This window comes from Streptomyces sp. NPDC059255 (assembly GCF_042752355.1).
GTDB lineage: Bacteria > Actinomycetota > Actinomycetes > Streptomycetales > Streptomycetaceae > Streptomyces.
Map to the genome: position 1 here is coordinate 176877 of NZ_JBHYZP010000008.1, position 17175 is coordinate 194051.

Annotated in this window: 16 protein-coding genes; 14 read left to right on the forward strand and 2 right to left on the reverse strand. The window is 73.6% G+C overall.

What is annotated here, in order from left to right:
• Positions 1-78: 78 nt before the first annotated feature.
• The 5 genes from ACFXKG_RS13610 to ACFXKG_RS13630 all read left to right on the forward strand — a co-directional run bounded on the left by ACFXKG_RS13610 (position 79) and on the right by ACFXKG_RS13630 (position 5621).
• Complete coding sequence (locus ACFXKG_RS13610; RefSeq protein ID WP_384836945.1) at positions 79-1179, forward strand: FecCD family ABC transporter permease; 1101 nt, start codon at positions 79-81, stop codon at positions 1177-1179.
• Positions 1176-2255, forward strand: a complete 1080-nt coding sequence (locus ACFXKG_RS13615) for a FecCD family ABC transporter permease (protein WP_384836948.1) — start codon at positions 1176-1178, stop codon at positions 2253-2255. Before ACFXKG_RS13610 ends, ACFXKG_RS13615 begins: the two co-directional genes overlap by 4 nt.
• Before the next feature lie 83 nt (positions 2256-2338).
• Positions 2339-3184: an ABC transporter ATP-binding protein gene (locus ACFXKG_RS13620; protein WP_384836951.1), complete on the forward strand. Its 846-nt coding sequence runs from the start codon at positions 2339-2341 to the stop codon at positions 3182-3184.
• 25 nt (positions 3185-3209) lie between these two features.
• A complete protein-coding gene (locus tag ACFXKG_RS13625) occupies positions 3210-4214 on the forward strand; it encodes an iron-siderophore ABC transporter substrate-binding protein (protein ID WP_384836954.1) in 1005 nt (334 codons plus the stop codon).
• A 123-nt stretch (positions 4215-4337) separates the two neighbouring features.
• The gene (locus ACFXKG_RS13630; protein WP_384836957.1) at positions 4338-5621 is read left to right on the forward strand and encodes an acyltransferase family protein; all 1284 of its coding nucleotides are present in this window, start codon (positions 4338-4340) and stop codon (positions 5619-5621) included.
• A 97-nt stretch (positions 5622-5718) separates the two neighbouring features.
• Here the strand turns inward: ACFXKG_RS13630 and ACFXKG_RS13635 are convergent, their stop codons facing one another.
• A complete protein-coding gene (locus tag ACFXKG_RS13635) occupies positions 5719-7776 on the reverse strand; it encodes an FUSC family protein (RefSeq protein WP_384836960.1) in 2058 nt (685 codons plus the stop codon).
• 395 nt (positions 7777-8171) lie between these two features.
• On the opposite strand from ACFXKG_RS13635, the gene ACFXKG_RS13640 reads away from it, so the two are divergent.
• The gene (locus ACFXKG_RS13640; RefSeq protein ID WP_384836963.1) at positions 8172-8882 is read left to right on the forward strand and encodes a hypothetical protein; all 711 of its coding nucleotides are present in this window, start codon (positions 8172-8174) and stop codon (positions 8880-8882) included.
• 153 nt (positions 8883-9035) lie between these two features.
• Here ACFXKG_RS13640 and ACFXKG_RS13645 read toward each other — a convergent pair whose 3' ends face one another.
• Positions 9036-9791: a thioesterase II family protein gene (locus ACFXKG_RS13645; RefSeq protein WP_384836966.1), complete on the reverse strand. Its 756-nt coding sequence runs from the start codon at positions 9789-9791 to the stop codon at positions 9036-9038.
• 262 nt (positions 9792-10053) lie between these two features.
• Here ACFXKG_RS13645 and ACFXKG_RS13650 point away from each other — a divergent pair, with 262 nt between their 5' ends.
• The 8 genes from ACFXKG_RS13650 (at position 10054) to ACFXKG_RS13685 (ending at position 17111) form a co-directional block, all read left to right on the forward strand.
• Positions 10054-10902, forward strand: a complete 849-nt coding sequence (locus ACFXKG_RS13650; RefSeq protein WP_384836969.1) for a metallophosphoesterase family protein — start codon at positions 10054-10056, stop codon at positions 10900-10902.
• Positions 10899-11582, forward strand: a complete 684-nt coding sequence (locus ACFXKG_RS13655) for a 4'-phosphopantetheinyl transferase (RefSeq protein ID WP_384836972.1) — start codon at positions 10899-10901, stop codon at positions 11580-11582. Before ACFXKG_RS13650 ends, ACFXKG_RS13655 begins: the two co-directional genes overlap by 4 nt.
• 341 nt (positions 11583-11923) lie before the next feature.
• Complete coding sequence (locus ACFXKG_RS13660) at positions 11924-12892, forward strand: glycosyltransferase family 2 protein (protein WP_384836975.1); 969 nt, start codon at positions 11924-11926, stop codon at positions 12890-12892.
• Between the two features lie 75 nt (positions 12893-12967).
• Positions 12968-14509: a DUF6056 family protein gene (locus ACFXKG_RS13665; RefSeq protein WP_384836978.1), complete on the forward strand. Its 1542-nt coding sequence runs from the start codon at positions 12968-12970 to the stop codon at positions 14507-14509.
• Between the two features lie 67 nt (positions 14510-14576).
• Positions 14577-14954, forward strand: coding sequence for a hypothetical protein (locus tag ACFXKG_RS13670; protein ID WP_384836981.1), 378 nt, complete (start codon positions 14577-14579; stop codon positions 14952-14954).
• 69 nt (positions 14955-15023) lie between these two features.
• Positions 15024-15674 carry a DUF6629 family protein gene (locus ACFXKG_RS13675; protein ID WP_384836984.1) on the forward strand — a complete coding sequence of 217 codons (651 nt, stop codon included), beginning with the start codon at positions 15024-15026 and terminating at the stop codon, positions 15672-15674.
• A gap of 100 nt (positions 15675-15774) precedes the next feature.
• The gene (locus tag ACFXKG_RS13680) at positions 15775-16176 is read left to right on the forward strand and encodes a hypothetical protein (RefSeq protein ID WP_384836987.1); all 402 of its coding nucleotides are present in this window, start codon (positions 15775-15777) and stop codon (positions 16174-16176) included.
• A 179-nt stretch (positions 16177-16355) separates the two neighbouring features.
• The gene (locus tag ACFXKG_RS13685) at positions 16356-17111 is read left to right on the forward strand and encodes a beta-glucanase (protein WP_384836990.1); all 756 of its coding nucleotides are present in this window, start codon (positions 16356-16358) and stop codon (positions 17109-17111) included.
• Positions 17112-17175 lie beyond the last annotated feature (64 nt).

Sequence of the window (17175 nt, forward strand, 5' to 3'; positions counted from 1 at the left end):
GGCCGGCCGCGCCGGGAACGGCACAGTGGGGGCGGGACAGATGCACGGCGGGACGCTTCGCGCGAAGGCCCACGAGGCGTGAGCGCGCGCTCCGGCACGGAGACCGGTCCCCGCTCCCCCGGCGGACCCGCGGACCCGACCGAGGGGCCCGCCGGGCCGGCGGGCCCCGGTACGCGCCGGGGCCGTCCGCTCCTCGGGGCGGGGCTGCTGGTGGCCCTCGGCCTGCTGGTGGCGGCGGTCTGGGCGAGCCTCGCGTTCGGCTCCGGCGACGCGGCGACCGGCGATGTGCTGCGGGCCCTGTTCGACCGGGATCTCTCCGACAAGGGGCAGCTCATCGTCCTGGAGGAGCGCGTTCCGCGTACGGTCGCCGGGCTGATGACGGGCGCCGCACTGGGGCTCGCCGGGGCGGTCATGCAGGGCGTGGCCCGCAACCCGCTGGCCGATCCGGGCATCCTCGGTGTCAACGCAGGCGCCTCGGTGGCCGTGGTGACCGCGATCGGCCTGCTGGGCCTCGGCTCCCCCTCCGACTACATCTGGTTCGGGCTCCTGGGCGCGTTCGCCGCGACCGTACTGGTCTACGGCGTCGGCTCGCTGGGCCGGGACGGCGCCACACCGGTGAAGCTGGCGCTGGCCGGGGCCGCCACCACCGCGATCCTCGGGTCGGTGACCACCGCCATCATGCTGACGGACCGGCAGGTCTTCGACCGGTTCCGGTTCTGGAAGGTCGGTTCGCTCGCCGGGCGCGACGCAACCCTGCTGTGGCAGGCCCTGCCCTGCATCGCGGTGGGCGTGGTGCTGGCGCTGGCGCTGGGGCCGCAGCTCAACGCCCTGTCGCTGGGGGACGATCTCGCGCGGGCGCTGGGGCAGCGGGTGGGCGCGGCGCGGCTGCTGTCGGCGGCTACGGTGATGCTGCTGTGCGGGGCGGCCACCGCGGTCGCCGGGCCCATCGGCTTCGTCGGCCTGGTCGTACCGCACGCGGCCCGGATGTTCACCGGCCCGGACTACCGCTGGATCCTGCCGTACAGCGCGCTGCTGGCGCCCGTGCTGATCCTGGTCTCCGACATCGTGGGGCGGCTGATCGCCCGGCCCGGTGAGGTGCAGGTGGGGATCGTCACCGCGGTGGTCGGGGCCGTGCCCTTCGTGATCCTGGTGCGCCGTCGCCGTCTGGTGGAGCTGTGAACGACCTGACCGCTGGAACCGCCAGGCACCCGGACCCGCGACTGGCCGCCGCCGTGGCGGACGTCGTACGGACCCGGCGCGCCGGACGGGCCCGTACCGTCGCGGTCTGCGTGGCACTGACCGGCGCCGTACTGGCCATGTTCTGCGTTTCGTTGGCCTTCGGTGACCTGTACGTCCCACTGGGCGACGTGATCGCGACGCTGGCCGGCGGCGGCGACGGCGGCTCCCGGTTCGTCATCGTCGACCTGCGGCTGCCGCGCGCGCTGATCGGCCTGCTGGTCGGCGCGGCGTTCGGGCTCTCCGGCGCGGTGTTCCAGACGGTGCTGCGCAATCCGCTGGCCAGTCCCGATGTGATCGGGATCAGCTCGGGGGCGGGCGCGGCCGGGGTGCTGGCCGGGGTGGGCTTCGGAGCCAGTGGTTTCCTGCTCTCCGCCTCCGCGCTGCTGGGTGCGGTGGTGGCCGCGGCGGCGATCTACGCGCTCGCGTGGCGCGACGGCGTCGCCGGATACCGGCTCGTGCTGGTCGGCATCGGGATCGGCGCCGCGCTGTCCAGTATGATCTCGCACCTGCTGACCAGTTCGGACGTGGCGGACGCGCAGACCGCCCTCGCCTGGCTGACGGGCAGCCTCAACGGCCGTTCCTGGGAGCAGCTCCGGCCGCTCGTCGTGGCCCTGGCCCTCCTCGTGCCGCCGACGTTCCTGGCGGCGCGGCCCCTGGAGACCCTGCAGTTGGGCGACGACACGGCGATGGGGCTCGGCACCCGGGTGGAGCGCGCCCGGCTGGCGCTGCTCGCCTGCGCGGTGGCGCTGGCCGGGGTGGCGACGGCCGCGGCGGGCCCGGTGGCGTTCGTGGCCTTCGTCTCCGCGCCGATCGCCCGCCGGCTGGTGCCGCGTCAGGGCGCCGCGCTGCTGCCCGCCGCCCTGACCGGGGCGCTGATCGTCCTGGTCGCCGACTTCGCCGCACAGCATCTGCTGGGCTCGACCCAGTTCCCGGTGGGTGTGGTGACGGGTGTGATCGGCGCGCCCTATCTGCTGTGGCTCCTGGCCCGTGCCAACCGCGCGGGCAGGGGCGGCTAGAGCGTGTCCGACAAAAGCCCCGCGAGAAAGCCGGGCCTGCTCCGAACGGCAGGCCCTGAGTGATATGAGGGAAGGATCTGCGCATGAGTGCGGAGCACACACTCCAGGCGCGGGACGTCCGCCTCGGCTACGACGGGCGTGAGGTCGTCGCCGGGCTGAGCGTGGTCATACCGCCGGGCCGGATCACGATGATCGTCGGGCCGAACGCCTGCGGGAAGTCGACGCTGCTGCGCTCCATGGCCCGGCTGCTGACGCCCACCGAGGGGGGTGTGCTGCTCGACGGGCGGGACATCCAGGCGATGCCCACCAAGGAGGTCGCCGCGGTGCTGGGCATCCTGCCGCAGAGCCCGGTGGCGCCCGACGGCATCACGGTGAGCGATCTGGTGGGCCGGGGGCGCTATCCGCACCAGGGGTGGTTCCGGCGCTGGACCGCGGAGGACGACGCGGCGGTGGCGCAGGCGCTGCTGGCGACGGACGTGCTGGAGCTGGCGGCGCGGCCGGTGGACGAACTCTCCGGCGGCCAGCGGCAGCGGGTGTGGATCGCCATGGCGCTGTCGCAGCGTACGGACATCCTGCTGCTGGACGAGCCGACGACATACCTCGACATCAGCCACCAGCTCGACGTACTGGACCTGCTCACCGATCTGAACCGGACGTACGGCTCGACGATCGTGGTGGTGCTGCACGACCTCAATCTGGCCTGCCGGTACGCCGATCATCTCGTCGCCATGAAGGACGGGCGGATCGTGGCGGAGGGGGCGCCCCAGGAGATCGTGTCGGCGTCCCTCGTCACCGAGGTGTTCGGGATGCGCTGTTCCGTCACCGAGGATCCTGCCTCGCTGACGCCGATGATCGTACCGATGGGCCGTCACCACATCGCCGGGGAGCCGGTACCCGCCGGAGACCGGGACCCCGCCACTGCGGAGTGACTTAAGGTTAGGCTAACCTAATTTCATGTCACGTAAAAAGAATCTTCGCGCTGCCCTGTGGGCCGTTCTCACCGCGCTCTTCGTCGGGCTGCTGACCGCCTGCGGCTCGTCCTCGTCCGACGACGCCTCCGCCGGCTCCTCCGCCGCCCGGGACGACGGCGCCTTCCCCGCCAAGGTCGCGACCAAGTTCGGCGAGGTCACCGTCGACGAACACCCCCAGCGCGTCGTGGCGCTGGGCTGGGGCGACGCCGAGGCCGCCCTGGCGCTCGGCGTGCAGCCCGTCGGGGCCAGCGACTGGCTGGCGTTCGGCGGCGACGGGGTCGGCCCCTGGGCGAAGGGGCTCTACCGGAAGAGCCCGCAGATCATCGGCACCCTTGAACCGCAGTTCGAGAAGATCGCGGCGCTCCGGCCCGATCTCATCCTGGACACCAAGTCCAGCGGGGACCAAGAGCGTTACGACACCCTCAGCAAGATCGCCCCGACCATCGGGGTGCCGAAGGGCGGCGACCAGTACAAGATCTCCTGGAGCAAGCAGACCGAGATGATCTCCGCCGCGCTGGGCATCCCCGAGAAGGGCGAGCAGCTCATCGCGGAGACGGAGCGGAAGTTCCAGGACTCCGCCGCCGCCCACCCCGAGTTCAAGGGCAGAACGATCGCCCTCGGCTCCCGGACGGGCGACGCGTTCGGCGCGTACGTCCACGGCACCGGCCGCGTCGACTTCGTCGAACGCCTCGGTTTCCGGAACAGCCCGGCCGTCGAGGCCAAGGCCGGCGCGTCGTTCTCCGTACCCGTCAGCCGCGAGAACCTCGAACTGCTGGACGCCGATCTGACGGTGATGGCGCCCATCGGCGTGGACGCGAAGAAGATCACCGACGACCCGCTCTACCAGGCCGTTCCCTCCGTCAAGGCGGGCCGTTCCGTGGTGTTCGACGACGACACGCTCAGCAACGCGTTCGCGACGGACTCGGTGCTCTCGGTGGCGTACGCGCTGGAGAAGGTCGTCCCGCTGTTCGCCGCACCGCTGAAGTAGGAACCTCTCCTCCCGTAGGAGCAACCTCTCCTCCCGTCCTGCCGTCTTCCTCCAAATGGCCGCGCTTTCTGAGAATCGCATGAACAACCGCGTGGGAGTCCACTTTCCGGGCACGGGCACGGGATGGACAGCACACCTACCGAGACAGCGACGCGCACAGGCCGAGGGGACGGAGCCGCCGAGGAACAGAAGCCGCACAGACCGGGTGGGCCCGGAGGGCACACGCGGGAACTGCCCCGGCACACCGGTCACGACGGTGCGCCGGGGCTCGCTCTGGGTCTCATCCCGGTACGCGTCGACGGCCGGCCCGACCGGGGAGCGCGCGGCTTCCCGGGAACGCTGCGCCGGGGCGGCCGGGTCCGCGGGGTGGACGGGCTGCGGGCGCTGGCCGTGGTGCTGGTCATGGTGTACCACCTCGAACCCGACCTGCTGCCCGGCGGCGCACTCGGGGTGGACGTCTTCTTCACCATCAGCGGTTTCGTCATCACCCGCCTGCTGCTCGCCGAGTTCGCCAGGACCGGCGACGTCGCGATGCGGTCGTTCTACTGGCGGCGCTGGCTGCGGCTGGTCCCGGCGCTGCTCGCGGTCTGCGCGTTCTGCGCCGTACTGGTGTTCACCACCCGGCTGCCCTCGTTCGACGGTGCGTGGCCGGCCGTCGTCCTGGCCGCCACCTTCCTCGTCAACATCGTCAGGGCCTCCCAGCCCGGCGTCTACTCCAGCGACACCTCCCTTCTGTCCCACACCTGGTCGCTCGGTGTCGAGGAACAGTTCTACTTCGTCTGGCCGCCGCTCCTGCTGCTGCTCCTGCGCCGGTTCCGGGCGCGTACGGTGCTGATCTGCACCGCCGTGGTGTGTCTGCTGCCGCTGGTGTGGCGCCTTGTGCTGTGGAACCCGGATGCCGCGCACCGTATCTACAACGGCATGGACACCCGCGCCGACCAGCTGCTGGCCGGCGCGCTGCTGGCCGTGGTGGTGGCCCGGCTGCCCACGGACGATCCCCGGCTCGCGACCCTGGGGCGGTGGGCGGGACGGCTCGCCTGGCCCGCGCTGGCGCTGCTCGCCCTGATCGTCTGGCAGGTGCCGATGACGGGCGAGTCCGCCTGGACCGTGCCCTGGTACACCGTCGGGTTCCTGGTGACGGCCGTCCTGTCGGCGACACTCGTCGCGGCGCTGGAGCTGTGTCCCGACAGCCGACTGGCCCGGTCGCTCTCCCTGGCCCCGCTGGTGTGGACCGGACGGAACCTCAGTTACGGCCTCTACCTGTGGCACTATCCGCTGTCCCGGCTCATGTCGGACCTGGGGCTCGGCACCTGGCAGGGGCCCGCCACGGTCGCGGCCAGTTTCGTGGCGGCGTACGCCTCGTACCGGCTCCTCGAACGGCCGCTCACCCGCCGCGGAAGAAAGTGACGCCTCCCGTCCGGGCCGGACACACCGGCGGTCGGGCCCGGACGGGTCAGGCTCCGGCGGGCCGGGTCCGGGCGGGTCGAGGGCGGGTCCGGGCGGGTCAGGCCGCCGTGGTCAGGGCCTGGATCCCGTGGAGATGGGTCACGACGTCCCGCAGGGAACGGCACCGGCTCGGGACCGGGGGCAGGGCCGCGGCGGGCGGCGGGCGGCCCTCCTCCAGCGCGTCGGCCATCGCGGCGAGCGCCCCGGTGACCTCCCGCGCCTCGGCGGCCGACGGCAGCGGGACGCCCTGTTCGACCCGTACGGCACAGGCGGTCGCCGCCTCGACGATCCGCTCCGCGCGCGCCACCACCGCCGCCCAGTCGTGGCGGTGGGTACGGTGCGGCCCCGGCAGCTCCGCGGCGGCCGTCTCCGCCGCGGCCCGCGCCTCCGCGAGCGCGCGGTAGGCGGCGTGGCGCAGCGCGATGCCGGTGGCGTCGCCGCCGCGCGGCGGGGCCGGTGTCCCCGCTCCGTGCGGGGCCCGCGGGGTGCCCGGCGCACCGCCGCCGGACGGTGTGTCCAGTACGTGGCGCAGGTACCGCTCCGTGCAGCGCAGTGCGACCGCGAAGCGGTGACCGACCCGTACCCGGGGATCGGTGAGGTGCGGCAGATGCCCGACGAGCAGCACGATGGCGCAGGCGAGCGCGGTGTCCAGCAGCCGCGCGGCGGTCGCCTCGGTGTCCCCGGCCGCGTACAGGAACGCCAGGACGAGCAGGGTGACGGCCGCGGTCTGGAAGCCGAAGTGCCGGGTGGCCACCGGGATCAGCGCCCCGCCCGTCACCACCACACCGATCAGCCACCAGGGTCCGCCGAGGCCCGTGGCCACCGCCGTGACCAGAGTGAAGACCAGCACACCCGCGGCCGTGCCCGCGACGCGGTTCACCACCCGGGAGAAGAGCGGTCCCAGGTCGGGCTTGACGAGGAAGGCGGCCGTGGCGGGCAGCCAGTACCAGTGCGTCTGGTGGAGGCTCAGGGCGACGGCGGCGCTCACGGCGACGCACAGCGCCACCCGCAGCCCGTTCTCCCGGCGCGCCGGCGCGAACACCCGGCCCGGCCGCCGGGGAACGGCGCGCGGAGCGCGGGGCCGGGTGGTGGTGTTCTCGTACGGCAGGGGCCTCCCCTCCGGTTCCGTACGGTCGAAGGCGACCGCGGCGTCCAGCAGCGCGCGGTCGAACGCGCCGCGCTGGACCGTGTCGGAGGCCGGGCTCGGCAGGGCGCCGGGCGCCGCGTCCGCGCGGACGGCCGCGGCCAGCCGGCGGGGCCCCTCGGCCACCTGGCGGGGCAGCGGCCTGCCCTCCCAGAGCAGTGCTATCCCGGCCTCGCACAGCGCCGTCGCCGCGCCGGAGCGGGTGACGATCCGGTGGACGGCGGCCGGGCCGCCGCCGCGCGCCCCGGCCGGCCAGGACAGCAGCCGCATCAGGCGCACCGACTCGTCCGCGCGCTGCTGGGCGGCGGTCAGCCGGCGCCGGGCGGCCCCGGCGTCCGGCCCGCCCACGGCGCGCAGCGCGTCGGCGAGCGCGTCGAAGACGGCGGCGACGGCCTCCCGTTCCCCGTCCCACCGGGCGCCGCGGCGCAGGCCGGGAGCGCGCAGCAGGAACCGGAGCAGCAGCAGCCAGGCGGCGCCACCGAGGTAGCAGGACGCTTTGAGCCAGGCGGGGCCCGCCAGGGGCATCCCGGCTCCGATGGACGCGGTGACGAGCAGTTGCGTCGCCGCGGCCGACCACACCGGACCGGCGACGCTCAGCGCCCCGGAGAGCCAGCCCACCACGAAGAGCGCGGGCACGGCGGCCCACCGGCCGCCGGTGTCCGCGAGCAGGCCGCCGCACAGCAGCCCGAAGGCCCCGGCGACGGCGGGCAGGCCGATGTGCACGACACCGGTACGGCGGGTGCCGGGGCGGTCGTTGACGCCGGCGAGCATCGCGCCGAGCCCGGCGAGCACGGCGGGGCCGAGATGACCGGTCAGCACACCGAGCGCGAGCAGCGGGCCGGCGCCGAGCGCGCCGCGGACCACGGCGGCCCGGGGGATCGGTCCCGAGCGCCAGCCCAGCGGGTGGCTGAGCCAGGCGGGCACGGCGGTACGGCGGGCGGAACGCGCGCGGCGCGCGAGGGAGGCGGTCACGAGTCTCCTGGGACAACCGGTCGGGAGCGGGGCGAACAGACCGGCGGGCAGCGGTGACCGCACCTCTCCGACCGTAACAGCACACCTGGCCTTTCGAGCCGCCGTTCCGTTACGGGCAGATGTCCTTCCGTACGGGGCGCCTGCCACCACAGTGCACCACACACCTCTCACGGGTCCCACCGCCGGGGCGCTCACCTGCGGCCCGGCTCCTGTCGCCCCGATGCGTTGATTCCGCGAACTGACGTATTTACAGGGTGAGTTCGGGCCGTCCGTAAGGGTGATCGACGGCAGTTCACACGTTCTCACCACAACACGACACACCGCAGGGCCTAGGCTTCACCCCAGAGGCGGCCGACGGGGGGCAACGGCGGCGGCCAGAACGAGAGGGCGACACCATGACAACCACACCCACCACACCGGGCAGCATCGAGGCGACCACGGCGCTTCTCCGCTCGGAACTCCCGCAGTTGGAATCACACCAGCAGACGCTGGAGAAGGAACTGGCCACGGTCACCGAGCGGCTGGAGTCGGTGCGTACCGCACTGGGCGCACTCCAGGCGCTCTCCCCCACGCCGGAGGCCGTCGAAGCGCTGCCGCCGGTGGCCGCGCCCGCGGTACCGGAGCAGCGGGCGGTGACACCGGAGCCCGTGGCGGAGGAGGCGCCGGCCGAGGAGGCGCCCGCCGGGACGGCCCCGGCGCCCGCACGCGGCAAGGCACGCGCGACCGCCAAGGCCGCGAAGGCGGCGGCCGGTTCCGAGGCCAAGGCCGACGCGGAAGCTCCGGCCAAGGCCAAGGCGGAGACACCGGCCAAGGCGCCGAAGGAGACCAAGCGCAGCCCGGCGAAGAAGACGCCGCCGGCCAAGTCCGCGAAGAAGGCGGCTCCCGTCGCCGACGATCAGCAGGGCGCCGGGCTGACGGACCAGATCCTCGCCATCCTCGCCGCGGCCGGCGGCGACCCGGTCCGGGCCCGTGACGTGGCGGCGCAGCTGGGGCGCGACGGTACGCCCGGCAGCATCAACGCGGTACGGAGCACCCTCGACCGGCTGGTCGGCACCTCGCGGGCGCACCGCGCCGGGCGCGGCCTCTACCAGGCGTCCGGCAGCTGACGGTCGTCACCGCATCCGGTGTCCGTGCCGCCCGCGCCCCTGGACGGACCGGCGGTGGCCGTGGCCACCGCCGGTCCGCACCGGGCGCGACGCGACCGGTGTCCGGCGCGGGCCGCCGACCGTTCGCCGGGCCGGGCACCACCCGGGCGCGGCTCAGGCGACGGACGCCAGATGCTCCCGCAGGGCCGCGAACACCGCGGGCGCCTGCGGGCCGAGGTAGAAGTGCCCGCCGGGAAACACCTTCAGGTCGAAGGCTCCCGTGGTGTGCTCACGCCACTCCTCGGCCTCCTCCAGCGAGGTCTTGGGATCGCTGTCGCCGGTGAACGCGGAGATCGGAGCACGGAGCGTGGCGCCCGGTTCGCACCGGTATGTCTCGATGGCCTCGTAGTCACTGCGCAGGGCCGGCAGGATCATCCGGAGGATCTCCTCGTCGCCGAGGAGCGCCGAGTCCGTCCCCGACATCGACTTCAGCTCGGCGACGATCCCGTCGTCGGTGCGCAGGTGCACGTTCTCGTCCCGGACGCGCGACGGGGCACGCCGCCCCGAGGCGAAGACGCGGGAGAGCTCACCGCCGTCGGCCTCGTAGCGCCGTGCCACCTCGAAGGCGAGGACGGCGCCCATGCTGTGCCCGAAGAACGTCGTCGGCCTGGTGCCGAGCCGCCCGCGGACCGCGGCGTAGATCCGGTCGGCCATCACCCCTATGTCACGCGGGGCGGCCTCCTCGCGTCGGTCCTGGCGTCCCGGGTACTGCACGGCGAACACCTCCGCCACGGAGGAGAGTTGTGCGGAGAGGGGGAAGTAGAAGGACGCCGAGCCTCCCGCGTGGGGGAAACAGAGGAGCTGGCCGCGGCTGTGCGGCGCCGGATGGAAGCACCGGACCCAGCGGCTCGCTTCGGTGGACGTCGCCATCGTTTCGTATCCTCCTGAAACCCGGGTACGGACCGAGGAATCCGGGCCGCCGACAGGCGGGACCGGAGGCCGGCTCCACTCTACTGCGGCGGTGCGCCGCGCGTCCGCGCAATCGTCAGGGCCTGAGATCGCGCACGCGCGGGCAGACTTCCCTCCGGAACGCCCCTGATCCACTCCCTGTCGCGGCCCCGGAGCCGTAATCTCGCAGGGGGAACACCGGCGCCCGGACCGGTGTTCGAGCCTGATCCAGAAGGACGGTACTGTGCCCGACGGAAAACTCCTGGCGGTCAGCGATCTGCACATCGCGTACGAGGAGAACCGCGCGCTGGTCGAGGGGATGCGCCCGGACTCCGACGAGGACTGGCTGATCGTCGCGGGCGACGTCGCCGAGAAGTACGCCGATGTCGCCTGGGCGCTGCGCCTGCTCAGCGAGCGGTTCGCCAAGGTGGTGTGGGCGCCCGGCAACCACGAGCTGTGGACGCACCCGAAGGATCCGTGCGATCTGCGCGGCGAGAAGCGCTATCTGCATCTGGTGGAGCTGTGCCGCGAGTTGGGCGTCGCCACCCCCGAGGACCCGTATCCGGTGTGGCGCGGTGCGGGCGAACCGGTCGCGGTCGCACCGCTGTTCGTGCTCTACGACTACTCGTTCCGGGCCCCCGGCGCCACCACCATGGAGGAGTCGCTGCGCGTGGCCCACGACGCGGGCATCGTCTGCACCGACGAGTACTTCCTCCACCCCGACCCCTATCCGGGCAGGGACGCGTGGTGCCGGGCACGGGTCGAGGAGACCGAGCGCCGGCTGTCCGCCGTCGATCCCGGACTGCGTACGGTCCTGGTCAACCACTTCCCGCTGGTACGGCACCCCACCCTGATCCTGCACCACCCCGAGTTCGCGCAGTGGTGCGGCACGGAGCTGACCGCGGACTGGCACACCCGGTTCCGCGCCGCCTCCGTCGTCTACGGGCATCTGCACATACCCCGCGTCACGTGGCACGACGGGGTGCGCTTCGAGGAGGTCTCGATCGGCTATCCGCGCGAGTGGGGCAAACGGCCGCCGAGGACACCGCTGCGGGAGATCCTGCCCGTACCCGACGACCGGAGCGCCTGGTGATCGAGGCGATACTGCCGGCCTCGGTCGCCTGCGAGGCGGCGTACGACGACCCCGTCCCCGGGCCCGGCGAGCTGCTGTACGCGCAGGAGCGCGAGCGGATCGCGAAGGCCGTGCCCAAGCGGCAGCGGGAGTTCACGACCGTACGGCTGCTGGCCCGCCGCGCGCTGCTGCGGCTCGGGCAGCCGCCCGTCCCCCTGCTGCCGAACCTCCGGGGCGCGCCGGGCTGGCCCGACGGGATCGTCGGCAGCATGACGCACTGCGACGGGTACCGCGCCGCCGTCGTGGCGCGGGCGGACGGGACGGCGTCGGTGGGGATCGACGCGGAGCCGGACGCGCCGCTGCCGGAGGGCGTGCTGGACGTCGTCGGGCTGCCCGGCGAGACCGAGCAGGTCATGTCCCTGGCGGAGCGGCACCCGGGGACGAGCTGGGACCGGCTGCTCTTCAGCGCCAAGGAGAGCGTCTTCAAGGTCTGGTACCCGCTGACCGGGTCCGAACTGGACTTCTCCGAGGCGCGGATCGACATCGATCCGGTCGAACGGACCTTCCGCGCGGAGCTGCTGGTACCGGGACCGCTGGTCGGCGGCCGGCGCATCGGCGCCTTTCCCGGCCGCTGGACCGCGGGACACGGTCTGGTGGCCACCGCGATCCATCTCCCGGCGCCACGGGAGCCCCGCGCCTGACGGGGCGCGGCACGGCCGCCCGGACGGTGCGGCCGCCCGGACGGTGCGGCCTCCCGGGCGGTGCGGCCCCACGGACGGTGCGGCACGAAAGCGCCGCACCGTCCGGCATGTCCCGTTGAGATGAAGATCGCCTCATCCTATGGTTGCCACCGGCAACGGACATGCGGCACGGACCGGAGGAAGCAGCGTGGACGCGATGCGGCGGCGGAATCCCGGCGAGCGGACAGCCGGGTAGTACGCGGTGAACTCCCATTCCTTCCACGGCGGCATATCCCGCTGATTCCTCCGCCCCGCCCTTCCCGGGCGCGTCTGTCGCATCAGCCATGTGGAGTGGGATGACCATGCTTCAGGTTTCCATTGTCGTACCGTGTTTCAACGAGAGCGAAGTCCTCGGTTCCTTTCACAGCGCGCTGCTCGCCGCCCTCGAACCGACCGGGCAGAGCTTCGAGATCTGCTACGTGGACGACGGCAGCACCGACGGGACCCGGCTTCTGCTGAGCGGACTGGCGGGCGCCGATCCGCGGGTCCGCTACACCTCCTTCAGCCGTAACTTCGGCAAGGAGGCCGCCATGCTCGCTGGGCTGCGGATGTCCCGCGGCGACGCGGTGGTCCTGATGGACGCCGACCTCCAGCACCCGCCCGACCTCGTCCCCCGCATGCTGGAACTGCACCGGCACGGCTACGACCAGGTCGTCGCGCAGCGCGACCGCGCGGGCGAGGGCGCCGTACGCACCGCGCTCAGCCTCGCCTACTACCGGCTGGTGCGCCGCTGCATGGAGGTCGAAGTCGTCGACGGGGCCGGGGACTTCCGGCTGCTCTCCCGCCGCGCGGTGGAGAGTGTGCTCTCACTGCCCGAGTCCAACCGGTTCTCCAAGGGAATCTTCTCGTGGATCGGTTTCGACACGGCGAGCTTCACCTACCGGAATGTGCGGCGGGCCGCGGGAACCTCGAAATGGGGCGGCCGGAACCTGCTCAACTACGGGATCGACGGACTGCTCTCCTTCAACAGCCGCCCACTGCGGCTCGCGATCCACACCGGACTGTGGCTCTTCCTCTCCGCGCTGGGATACGCCCTGTGGATCATCGGGAACGTCGCGCTGAACGGTGTGGACGCGCCCGGCTACACCACTTTGATCACCGCCGTCGTGGCGCTCAGCGGGATCCAGCTCGCGACGCTCGGCATCGTCGGCGAATACGTGGGCCGCATCTACCACGAGGCGAAGCACCGCCCGCACTACATCGTCCGCGAGACGGAACAGTCCCGTACCGGACCGAGGAACACCGGACCGAGGAACAGGGCCGCCCTGTAACCGGCCCGGAGCCGTCCCCGCCCCTCCCTCCCAGCCCTCAGCCTCAGCCCTCAGCTCCGAAAGGCGGTGGCGCGCATGGCCACGGGCGCGTCGAGCGTCACCCTCCCCGGCGGACCGGCCGGGCGATCCGCCCCCGGGACCCTTCCCGCCCCCGCCCCGGTCCCCGCGCCGGAGACCGGGAAGTCGCGGTCCGCGCGCGGATGGGCGGCGTACGGACCGCCCGCCCTCGCGGCGCTGCCCCTCGGTGTGCTGGCGATGGCGGCCTGGCTCGGCCGCCATGTGCGCCCCAGCGCGGACGACTGGTGCTTCCTGCCCGAGGTGCGCGACCACGGCATCACGGGGCTGATCGGGAAGTTCTACGGCACGGACAACGGCCGGCTCGGCAACGGACTGCTGGTCGGGCTGTACGCGAAGCCCGGTGTGGCGGGACACCGGTGGTTCGCCGCCGTCAGCGCCGTCGTCATGCTGGCGATCCTGTGGGGCGCGGTCCGTACGCTGCTGCGCCTGACCGGGCGTACGGCGCCGCGCGGCGTCCCGCTGCTCGTGGCGGCCATGACGGCCGTGGTCTTCCTCTTCCCGACGCTCAACATCTACAAGACCTTCTACTGGCCCGCCTCCTCGGTGTCGCACACCGTCGCGCCGGTGCTGGCCTGCGCGGCGGTGATCCCCCTCGCGTGGGCGCACTCGCGCCGGGGCCGGCGCGCCGCCCTGGCCGCCGTGTTCGCCGTCGGCGCTTTCCTCGGCACGCTCTCCGAGGAGACCTCGGCCGTCGCCGCGGTGGCGCTGGCCGCCGGAGTGCTGGCGCACCGCGGGCTCTTCGTCCCGCGCGTACGCCCGTACGCGCGGGCCTGGTGCCTGACCGGGCTCGCGGGCGTGGTGACCGGCCTGCTCGTCCTGGTCACCTCCCCGGGGTCGCGGCAGCGCCGGGAGCGCTACGGGGCGCGGACCGGCGACCTGTTCGCGCCCGACGCGCTGGCGGATTCGCTGGGCGGCTTCCTGGACATCCTGGGCACGGTCCTGACGACCTGGCAGTACGTGGGGGCCGTCGCCGCCGGTCTGCTCCTCGGGCTGCTCGTCCGGGACCGGGGCGCGCGCCCGTCGGTGCTGGGGCCCTGCCGCCCCGCCCATCTGCTGGCCGGCGGGGCCCTGGCACTCGTCGTCTCCGGCTATCTCTGCACGGTCCTCACCTATCCGCTCTTCGGCGACGGCGTGGCCCGCGCGGCGCGGACCTGGAACGACTACCTCCTGTTGTACGTGGCGCTGCTGACGGGCGCCGGCGCCCTGCTGGGGCGCGCGCTCCGGCGCTCCGGGTGGCGTACCGGCGCCGCGACGGCGGTCGGCGCGGCGGTGTGCGCCGCGTGCTGCGCCGGACTCGCCGTCCCCGTCGGCGATCTGGGCCAGGAGATGCGCGTACGGGCGGAGCGGTGGGACCACCAGGACCGGTGGCTGCGGGAGCGGGCGGCACGGGGCGCGCGGGTGCTGCCGTACCACCCCCTGCCGATCAGCGGGATGGGCGAACCGTTCGGCGACCACGGGCACCGGCCCTGGCCCGCCCGGTGTGTCGCCGCGTACCACGGTCTGGCGCGGGTCACGTTCGCGCCGGAGGGAGTGCCGTGACCGCGGCCCGTCGGCGCGGCGAAGGACCGCCCCGTGGACGGCCGTTCGCGTAGTAGAGTCGGCGCCCATGTCGAAGCCTGATCATCTGCTTGTTGACATCGCCACCACCGTGGAGTCCGAGCAAAGCAATCAGATGTCCCTCACCGTGGTCGTCCAGGGCGCCGTCATCACGGGCCGCCTGGCACCCGAAACCGTCTGGCGGGAGCGCGTCGCGGAGGTCCTGAAGGACTCCGAGCGCCTGGGCCCGTTCGCCGCCGTCTTCGAAGCGCCCGGCCGGACCACCCGCCCGCGTCCGCGCGACGAACCCCCCACCCATCTGCACTTCCATGTCGCCCGGATCCTCCAGGGCACGCTGGGCATCCCGGAGACCGGCGGCATGTACCGCATCGCCCTCAAGGACGTCAGCGCCTGGACCGTGGGGGACGTCAGCTACTGCGACGGCTGAGGACCCGGCGGCCTCCCCGGCCGTCGCGCCCGGCCGCTCCGTCCCTTCCGCACTACTTTGGAAGGCGTCATGTGCTGGAGCGCGACGGCCGATCTCGTGGCGGGCACCGCGATCACCGCGATCGGGGTGACCTGTGTGGCGCGTGCGCGCTCACCCCGAGAACTGCCGCTCGCCGCGCTGCCGCTGATCCTGGGGGTCCATCAGATCATCGAGTCCGCCGTGTGGCGGGCCGGCGGCGGCTCCGGTACCGCCACCCTGGCCTGGGCGGTCGTCGCCCTGCCGCTGCTGGCCGTCTGGGTGCCGGTCGCCGTGCTGCTCGCCGCCCCGCCCGGGGCGCGGCGCCGGCTGGCGGTCCCGGTGGCCGTCGGGCTCGGCACGGCCGGATTCCTCGCGTACGCCCTCACGCGCCGCACGGTGACCGCCGAGATCCGGGGCCACACCGTCGGATACGTGATCGACCTGCCGTACGCCGCGCCGCTCGTCGTGGGTTATCTGGTCGCCACGGTCGGCGCCCTGCTGCTCGGCGGGGACCGGTGGGTGCGGCTGCTGGGCGTGGCGGTGGCGGCCGGCGCGGGCCTCTGCGCGGCGCTGTGGCGGCTGGAGTACGTCTCCACCTGGTGCGCCCTGGCCGCGGTGGCCTCCGTCGTGCTGCTGCTGCGGGGACGGCCCCCGGCCTGGGTGACGCGGAGGGCGAACGGCGGGAATCGGCCACCGGAGTGAACGCCCCGTGGCGGCGGCGCGTATCACTCTGCAGCACCCGTGCCCGCGCGGTGCGGCCCTCTCTGCCAGGGTTCCGTTCCGAGACCCAGAGGATCTGTCCATGAATGACCCCGTCAACACCTCCCTCCGCGCGCTGCCCGACGGGGAGGCCGAACTCCGTCTGGTGGTTCGGCTGGGGTGGGAGGACGTCGCCTCGCTGGGGCAGGAGGCGAGCCGGCTGGCCGCCCAGATGAAACGTCCCGTCAGCCTGGACGAGGCCGCGAGCCACCGGCTGCGCACCCGGGCCGCCGGTCACGCGAAGCCCGCGCAGGACTGGCCCGTCGCCGCCCCGGCCTCCACGGTGTCGTCGCTGACGGCACGTACCGGCGAGCACGCCCGGCAGGCGATCGAGAAGATCAACGGCGCCGCCGGGGACCCGGCGGCGGCGCAGCGCACGGCGCCTCCGGCGGTCCAGGCCGCCGTACCGGGCTCCGTACCGCCCCAGGCCCAGACCTCGGCATGACGGGACCGTCGCCCACCCGATGGCGGCAGTCTCCGGGCCGAAGGCCGCCCGGGCCCGCGTGGCGGGTTCTCCTCGTGCCCCGCGCCTGATTGCCTGGCCCGGCGGGCACCGCGGTCGCGGGCCCGGCAGGCGCGCCGGGTCCCGCCGGCGCGTATCCCGGCCCGGAGAAGAGGCACGTCATGGGGCACCGCGGTTCCGCACTTCTGGAGTGGCTGTCCGGCCGGCTCGGTCCCTGGCCCCGCCCGACCGTACCGGCTCCCGGTGGTCCGCCGGGGCCGGGCGGACCCCCCTGCTTCACCGCCGACTTCTCCTCCACGCGGCAGTGGGTCGCCGGCCGGTCCTGGGCGTATCCGGGCGGTGGCCCGACCAATCCGGACGACAACAAGCTGGACCATCTCGTCACCGATCCGGAGTACAGCCGCACCGGTGTCTTCCGGGCGACCCGCCGCCCCGACGGCAACTGGGACGCGGGGCTGCTCACCACGGAGGGCAGCCCGGACGGCTTCATGCTGCGCACCGGCGACGTCCTGGAGACCCGGGTGAGGCTGCCCGCCGAAAGGGGCGCGTGGCCCGCGATCTGGACCTGGCGGGACGGCGGGAACGAGATCGACGTCTTCGAGTACCACCCGGACAACCCGGGTCTGCTGGAGCTGTCGAACCACGTCAGGGGCGGCGGGACCGCCTATGCCCACCCCTCGGTCCGGCCCGGCGCGTGGGTGCACCTGAAGGTCGAGTTCCGGGCGGGAACCGTGGTCTGGTGGGTCAACGGGATCCGGGCCTTCGCGGACGGCAGGGGCGTCGGCCGGGACTGGTCCGCCTCGCTGATCGTGAATCTGTCGGTCAGCGCCGGCCACCACCACCCGGCGCCCGACCCGGGCACGTCGGCCATGTCGTACCGGGTCGACTTCCTGCGCGTCCACCGCGCCCGCCCCTGAGGCGCCGACATGCGCGGCGCCGCGCCCGGGTGAAGCATGGCTACGGGAGTGCCGAGCGCCGCTC